This is a genomic window from Thermosynechococcus sp. M98_K2018_005, from assembly GCF_015295825.1.
Lineage (GTDB): Bacteria > Cyanobacteriota > Cyanobacteriia > Thermosynechococcales > Thermosynechococcaceae > Thermosynechococcus.
On record NZ_DVEH01000057.1, the window covers coordinates 1 to 7,696 of the forward strand.

General features: G+C 54.6%; 4 protein-coding genes and 1 tRNA gene. 3 read left to right on the plus strand and 2 right to left on the minus strand.

Features of this window, described 5'->3' with window-relative positions; translation table 11 throughout:
• The first annotated feature begins 77 nt into the window (after positions 1–77).
• The 3 genes from alaS to IGQ15_RS08045 all read left to right on the plus strand — a co-directional run bounded on the left by alaS (position 78) and on the right by IGQ15_RS08045 (position 6,604).
• Positions 78–2,753: an alanine--tRNA ligase gene (alaS, locus tag IGQ15_RS08035; RefSeq protein ID WP_297050582.1), complete on the plus strand. Its 2,676-nt coding sequence runs from the start codon at positions 78–80 to the stop codon at positions 2,751–2,753.
• 34 nt (positions 2,754–2,787) lie between these two features.
• Positions 2,788–4,020: an LL-diaminopimelate aminotransferase gene (locus IGQ15_RS08040; RefSeq protein ID WP_297050584.1), complete on the plus strand. Its 1,233-nt coding sequence runs from the start codon at positions 2,788–2,790 to the stop codon at positions 4,018–4,020.
• A 91-nt stretch (positions 4,021–4,111) separates the two neighbouring features.
• The gene (locus IGQ15_RS08045; protein ID WP_297050587.1) at positions 4,112–6,604 is read left to right on the plus strand and encodes an O-antigen ligase family protein; all 2,493 of its coding nucleotides are present in this window, start codon (positions 4,112–4,114) and stop codon (positions 6,602–6,604) included.
• On the opposite strand, the gene IGQ15_RS08050 is transcribed toward IGQ15_RS08045, so the two are convergent.
• Entirely contained in the window at positions 6,601–7,347 is a 747-nt protein-coding gene (locus IGQ15_RS08050; protein ID WP_297050588.1) for a fimbria/pilus periplasmic chaperone, read from the minus strand. The two genes, IGQ15_RS08045 and IGQ15_RS08050, sit on opposite strands and share 4 nt — an antisense overlap.
• 30 nt (positions 7,348–7,377) lie before the next feature.
• Positions 7,378–7,451: transfer RNA gene (locus IGQ15_RS08055), tRNA-Met, on the minus strand.
• Positions 7,452–7,696 lie beyond the last annotated feature (245 nt).

A 7,696-nucleotide genomic window follows, 5' to 3' on the forward strand; every position in this document is an offset into this window, starting at 1 on the left:
CTTATTCCCAGAGTACAATCCAGTATCATAGAATGGTACTTTTGCCGTTTATTGCGCTCCGTCGAGACTTTACTCCAATGACCTCGTCCCCTTCTGCGTCAGCGACAACTGCCCTCACAGGTGATCAAATTCGCCAAAAATTCCTTGACTTCTATGCCGCTAAGGGACACACAATTTTGCCCAGTGCCTCGCTGATTCCAGAGGATCCGACGGTGCTGCTGACGATCGCCGGTATGCTCCCCTTCAAACCGATTTTCCTCGGTCAAGAAGCCCCGAAAGTGCCCCGCGCCACCACTGCCCAAAAATGTCTGCGCACCAATGACATTGAAAATGTGGGTCGCACGGCTCGCCACCACACGTTCTTTGAAATGTTGGGCAACTTCAGTTTTGGCGACTACTTCAAGGCGGAGGCCATTGCCTGGGCATGGGAGCTGATGACCACAGTTTATGGTTTACCCCCGGAACGGCTCTTGGTAAGCGTCTTTGAAAATGATGATGAGGCCTATGACCTTTGGCATCGCCAAGTGGGCTTGCCTAAGGAGCGCATCCAGCGCATGGGAGAGGAGAGCAACTTTTGGACGGCGGGGCCAACGGGTCCCTGTGGCCCTTGTTCTGAGATTTACTACGACTTCTATCCGGAAAAAGGGCTAGCTGACGTTGATCTCGATGACGATCGCCGGTTCATCGAACTCTACAACTTGGTGTTCATGGAGTTGAACCAAGACGATCAAGGGCACCGCACCCCCCTCAAGGCAAAAAACATTGATACCGGTATGGGCTTGGAGCGGATGGCGCAGGTTCTGCAAGGGGTGCCCAACAACTACGAAACAGACTTAATTTTCCCGATTATTGAGGCGGCAGCACAGCGAGCCGGGATTCAGTACCGCAAAGCCAATGCCAGCACCAAAACTTCCCTCAAGGTGATTGGCGATCACACCCGTGCCGTGGTTCATCTCATTGCTGATGGCGTCACCGCCAGTAATGTGGGGCGTGGCTATGTCCTGCGGCGATTGATTCGGCGCATTGTCCGCCATAGTCGGCTGTTGGGGATCACTGAATTGGTGACCCCTGCCTTGGCTCAAGTGGCGATTGAGCTAGCTGCGAATGTCTATCCCAATGTGCGCGAGCGGCAGGCAGTGATTCTCAGCGAACTGCAGCGGGAGGAGGAACAGTTTCTCAAGACCTTGGATCGGGGTGAGAAGCTCTTGGCGGAGATGCTCGCTCCATTGAAGATGGCTAAGGGCAAAAAACGCAGTAAACCACAATTGGCGGGGCGCGATGCCTTCGTTCTTTTTGATACCTATGGCTTCCCCTTGGAGTTGACCCAAGAGATTGCCGCCGAGCAGGGCATTGGTGTGGATGTGGCTGAGTTTGAAGCCTGTATGGCCGAGCAGCGGCAACGTTCCCAAGCAGCTCACGAAACCATTGATATTACCGTTCAAGAGGGGATTGATTCCCTAGCGGATCAACTGCATCCTACGCAGTTTCGTGGCTATGACGAGTTTAGTTTGACCACGACAGTAACAGCGATTTTGGTGGCGGGTCATCCAGTAACAACGGCAACCGCAGGAACTGAAGTGCAGGTGATCCTTGAGGAAACTCCCTTCTATGCTGAATCCGGTGGCCAAATTGGCGATCGCGGGTATCTTGCCACTAGTGATGCGCTGGTGCAAATCCACGATGTGCAAAAGCAAAAGGAAGTGTTTGTCCACTACGGGAAAGTGGAGCGGGGCAGCCTCAGCGTTGGCGATCGCGTGAGTGCCCAAATTGATCTCAGTTGTCGGCGGCGGGTACAGGCGCACCACACAGCAACTCACCTCTTGCAGGCGGCCTTGAAAAAGCTGATTGACGAGAACATTGCCCAAGCGGGATCACTGGTGGCCTTTGATCGGCTGCGGTTTGACTTTAACTGCCCCCGTGCCCTCACTCGCGAGGAGCTGCAACAGATTGAAGATCAAATCAATACGTGGATTAGTGAAAGCCACGCCACCCAGACGAGTATCATGGGGCTCAATGAGGCCAAGGCCAAGGGGGCGATCGCTATGTTTGGTGAAAAATACGGTGAGCAGGTGCGGGTTCTCGATATTCCGGGCGTTTCTATGGAACTCTGTGGCGGCACCCATGTCCACAACACTGCTGAAATTGGCCTCTTTAAGATCATGAGTGAAAGTGGGGTGGCTGCTGGGATTCGCCGCATTGAAGCCATTGCTGGACCGGCGGTGCGTGACTATTTGCAACAGCGCGATAGCATTGTCCGCGAGTTGTGCGATCGCTTCAAAGCCAAACCGGAGGAGATTCTGGATCGCATTAGCCAACTCCAAGCAGATCTCAAAGCCCAGCAAAAGGAACTAGAACACCTCAAAGCTGAACTAGCCCTCGCTAAAACCCAAGCCCTCTTGGAGCAGGCTGAAGCCGTCGGCAATACCCATCTTCTTATTGCCTCGCTGGCGGGGGTGGATCCCCAAGGGCTAAAAACCGCCGCTGAATGGCTCCTGAATAAGCTAGGCGGTGGTGCTGTGGTGTTGGCCACTCAACCTGCTGCTGACAAAGTGAACCTTTTAGTCGCCGCCAGTCAGGATGTTGTGCAGCGGGGGGTTCATGCTGGTCAACTAGTGGCGGAACTCGCCCAAGTCTGTGGTGGGCGCGGTGGCGGGCGTCCCAACTTTGCCCAAGCGGGGGGATCTCAACCCGAAAAATTACCCGAGGCGCTGCAATTGGCGCACCTTCGCCTCAAAGGGATTCTCGAATCCTGATATATTGAGCTTCTGTTTCTCACTCAGCAGCACTATGGCCTTTGTTAACGCAAACTACCTCAAACTGAAGGCAGGGTATCTCTTTCCGGAAATTGCCCGCCGTGTCAATCAATTCTTGCAAGCCCATCCCGATGCCCCCCTGATTCGTCTCGGCATTGGGGATGTCACCGAACCGCTGCCGGCGGCCTGTCGCCAAGCGATGATTCAAGCGGTTGAAGAAATGGGCGATCGCGCCACCTTCAAAGGTTATGGCCCTGAGCAGGGATATCCTTGGCTGCGGGAAAAAATTGCCGCTCACGACTTCCAAGCCCGAGGCTGCGACATTGATGCCAGTGAAATTTTTATCTCCGATGGCTCCAAGTGTGACACGGGCAATATCCTCGACATTTTTGGGGACGGCAACCGCATTGCTGTTACAGACCCCGTCTATCCCGTTTATGTGGATACCAATGTGATGGCAGGGCACACGGGCGAAGCCAATGAACGCGGGGAGTACGCTGGACTGGTCTATTTGCCGATTACCGCTGAAAACCACTTCACCGCCACGCTGCCCAGTGAACCTGTGGATTTGATCTACCTCTGCTTCCCCAACAATCCCACCGGTGCCGTGGCTACACGGGAGCATTTACAGGCGTGGGTGGACTATGCGCGTGCCCATAAAGCAATCATTTTCTTTGATGCCGCCTACGAAGCCTTTATTACCGATCCCGCCATCCCCCACTCGATCTATGAAATTCCCGGTGCCCGCGAGTGTGCCATTGAATTCCGCTCCTTCTCGAAAAATGCCGGATTTACGGGAACCCGCTGTGCCTTTACCGTGGTACCCAAGGGTCTCAAGGGGCAAACCCCCAGTGGCGAGGCCGTCGAACTCTGGGCGCTGTGGCAGCGGCGGCAATGCACGAAGTTTAATGGTGTGTCCTACATTGTGCAGCGGGGCGCCGAGGCTGTTTACTCTGAAGCCGGTCAAGTCCAAGTCCGGGAACTGGTGGCCTTCTATATGGACAATGCCCGTCTCATTCGCGAAAAACTCACGCAAGCAGGCTTTGAAGTCTATGGTGGGGTCAATGCTCCCTATGTCTGGCTGAAGACCCCCCAAGGGATTGGCAGTTGGGACTTTTTCGATAAATTGCTGCACACCTGCTATGTCGTGGGTACCCCCGGTGCTGGTTTTGGGGCAGCAGGTGAGGGCTATCTGCGCCTTTCGGCTTTCAATAGTCGCGAAAATGTGGTTGAAGCAATGGATCGGGTGGTGGCAGCCTTCGCCTAGGGAGATGTAGGCTAGAATCGGGAAGCATGGTAGAAGAGCACAGAATGTACCTCAGTGCGGTAACCTTTGGCCTCATTTTTGGACTTCCATGATGGCAAGACACTGGGGTGAACAGGCGGCTAAACAAGAGGGCATTCTGCTGGGGCTGCTAACGGCAGCAGGCTATGCCTTTTTTACCCTCTTACCCGATAGTCACAGTCTGATGGTGGCGTGGCCTTGGGTTTTGCTTTGGCAGGCCGCGCTGGGGGTGCCTCTGCTCTGGTTTTTGCAGGTGTTGGCCTATCAACGGCGGGTGCAGCCTTTGGGAAATGGCTTTGATGGCGTGGTGCTGTTACTCCTGTTGGCATTGGCGATTTCAGGGACGTTGAGTGCTTTTCCCCATCAGGCTCGCTGGTATGGCTGGGCACTTTTGGGAGGCATCGCTGTGCTTTATCCCCTTGGGGCTTGGTTGCGCACCCCAGAACGCCGCTGGCAAATGGTGCGCTTTCAAGGCTACCTCACTGCCCTCGTGATTCTTGTCAGTTTAGGCCTTTGGCTGGGCACAACGATCGCCCCGGCAATTTTCGATACCCCCCAAGGATTAACGCCCCACTTAAATGGGGACAGTTTGGAACTCCGCAACTGGGCACCCTTTGGTCACCAAAACTACGTGGCGGGCTATCTCCTGTTGGCTTTACCGTTGGTGGGACTTTTGGCCATAGAAGCAGAGGCGAGTCAACCGTGGTGGCGATCGCGCCGGTTTTGGATTGCGGTGCTGCTTTTGGGTCTAGTCACCCTCTATACAACCTTTTCACGGGGGGGCAACCTCGGCTTACTGGCAATGGTCATTCCCCTTGGCCTGGGTTGGATTTGGTACTATCGCCGCCAGCGTCGCTCTTGGTGGGGAGTCTTGGCTTTGGTGGGCTTAGCGGTGGTTGCTTTGGCTAACAATCGCCTGCGACGCAGCTTAGTAGCTCTCTTGCAGGGGGGACAAGGGAGTGAACTGGCCTACCGCTGGATTACCAGTATTGTCGGTTGGCGGATGGGGGCAGCACATCCTCTGAGGGGCAATGGCTTAGGCAGTGTGCCCCTGTGGTATCAGCACTATTGCCCCGCCTGGGCAGGCCGTGAAGCGGAGTGGATCTATCAACTCCACAGTACCCCCGTACAACTCTGGGCTGAACTTGGGGTTTGGGGTATTGCGGTATTGCTCTTGGGGGTAGGGCTACTGGTCTATTGGGCAATGCGCTACCGGCCCTGGTGGCCGAACTTAGAACAGCGGGAACAACGGCTGGCGATCGCCCTCTACCTCGCTCTTTGGGGCTATGGCGTGCTCAGTCTTACGGATTTTCAACTGGACAACGTCGGCATTGGGGGCCTCTTCCTGATTGAACTCACCCTCTTAACAACACTGATTCGCATAGGCCAAGGGCAAGCCCCTCCCCAACGGTTGCGGGCACGCTGGGCACTCTCGTTGGTGGGCGTGGGTTTGGGCATCATTCTAGTGATGGTGGTTTGGCTGACACCGATTCACCGTGCTTGGGCCAGTAGCAGCGAAGGCTTTCTAGCCCTCTTGGAAACCCCTCCCGACTGGAATCGCTTTACTGAGAAGCTCTTCCATGCTCAGGAACTCGCCCCTTGGGAACCCTACTACCCGCTGCAACTGGGGTGGAACTATGGCCAGCGAGGCATGATGGCAGACAATTCCGCAGTACGAACCAACCTCTTGCGTACAGCGATGGTTAACTTTGAGAAGGGAATTGAGCTGTCTCCTTACCTAGAGTTTGGTTATAGCAACTTGGCGTGGCTCTACTGGCGAGATGCTAATTTTGGCGCAGCAGCACAGACATTTGCCAAAGCGGCTCAACTTGTACCGGCTAAACGGGGCAATTTTCTGGGGCTAGGGTTAGCCCTCATTGGCCAGAATCAACCGCAACTTGCAACCGAAGCCCTCACCCTTGAGGTGCTGCGCTATCCCCTCTTCATCACCAGTCCGGCCTGGCGGGTCGCTCCCCTTGCACCCTTTTATCAACCAGTTCTGACGGCGGTCACGGAGCGTTATCGTCAGCTTGAGCAGGACATTCCCAGCGATCGCCCCTCTGGAGCTTATGTGCGTCAAGTGTCAACCCTACTGCGCTGGTGGCAAGGGGAACTCCTTCCCGATACCGACCCCCTAGCTGCATGGCTGCACCCCTTGGCCAATCCCCAGGAGACAACATTGAAGGTTCCTGCAACGCTGCAAATCTTTCTCAAGGCATGGGATAACCCCAACAACCGCCGTGATCTCTTGGCCGCCATTTGGTCGGGTCGCCCGGAGCAATTGGAACAGATTGTGCGCTCAATGGCTGGTCAGCCAACACCCCTTGATTGGTTGCGTTCTGCAGCCCCTGCCGTTGCTATTACCTATACTCGTGCCGGTTTTGGCGTGAATAGCCGCCACATTGACGGCCCTCAACCCACGGACTTTTTCATTGCCATTGACAATTTGCCGATGGTGACGCTGTTTTCGTCCCTATGGCCAGACAACTACTTTTTGCCCGAACTGGATCAAGCCCTAGAGGGCGATCGCCAGCGCCTTTTTGCTGCTGTTGAACAAATCCCCTAACGACAAATCCCCGCGGGGCGTTCAATCTGAGTGATGGGTGAATGAGCGGCAATGTCTATGACAATCTGTAGGCTTCGCACAGCTCCACAGTGATCTTGGGGTAAGGGCATTGGCCTCAAAGAGCGCGTCACCCCCGCGAGGATATATTCCCGTTCTGGGTGCACCTCAAAAAGGCGTTGACCCTTTTCGCCAAAGGCCGTCACTTTGATCTGATCAGCCTCGATATGTACATTGCCCTGATTCCTGACGGTAACTTGGAGTGCCCCTTGCTGCACTTGGGCATTGAGGAGTTGCCCCTGCCGACGAATCACCGCTGGTTGGATAAATACGGGTAGGCTATGCACCGTTACGAGGCGCATTTCCGATTCCAGACCCCTAGGAGCTGGGGGAATTTCCGCCACCAAAAGCCGATATGTCCGCTCCAGATCTGTGGTAGGCAAGCGATGGCCGATGCGAATTTCCGCCCGGCCGCCCACGGGCAGATGCAGGAGGTTGGGAAAGGCAACTAGCTCTAGGCTATTTAAGGGTAAGAGATGGAGTTCATCTTCCCCCGTTGTCCGCTGTTGCCACTGCTGCACCCGCACCTTAAAGTCGAGGGGGACATTCCCCGTGTTGGCGATCGCCAGTACCGTAAAAGGTTCTTGAGGTGCTAGTTCAATCTTCAGCGCACTCAAGCGGTATTGAGCCGTCTGCGCCGTAGCCGTACCCAGAATCAAGCTAGAGAGAAAAACAAAGGGAGTCAAGAAACTCCAGAATCGGTTAAACATGATGAATGGCGGGGCATGGATTTGAACCATGGACCTTCGGGTTATGAGCCCGACGAGCTACCAGACTGCTCTACCCCGCGTTGCTCCAGCTTATTTAATATAGCGTATGAGCCAAAGGATTGGCAAGCGATCGCCAGCAGCTTGACAGCCCTTTTCGCAGGCATAGAACGCGCTCAAAACGGCAAAAGCCACAATTGGAGAGGATTTTATCCTCTTTAGATATTCCATGTTTTAGAAACAGTGCCATCAATTATTTTAATTATTTGACTCAGATATTTTAATTATTTGACTCAGACTAGATGTAGCAGCGTTAACTGAGAAAATT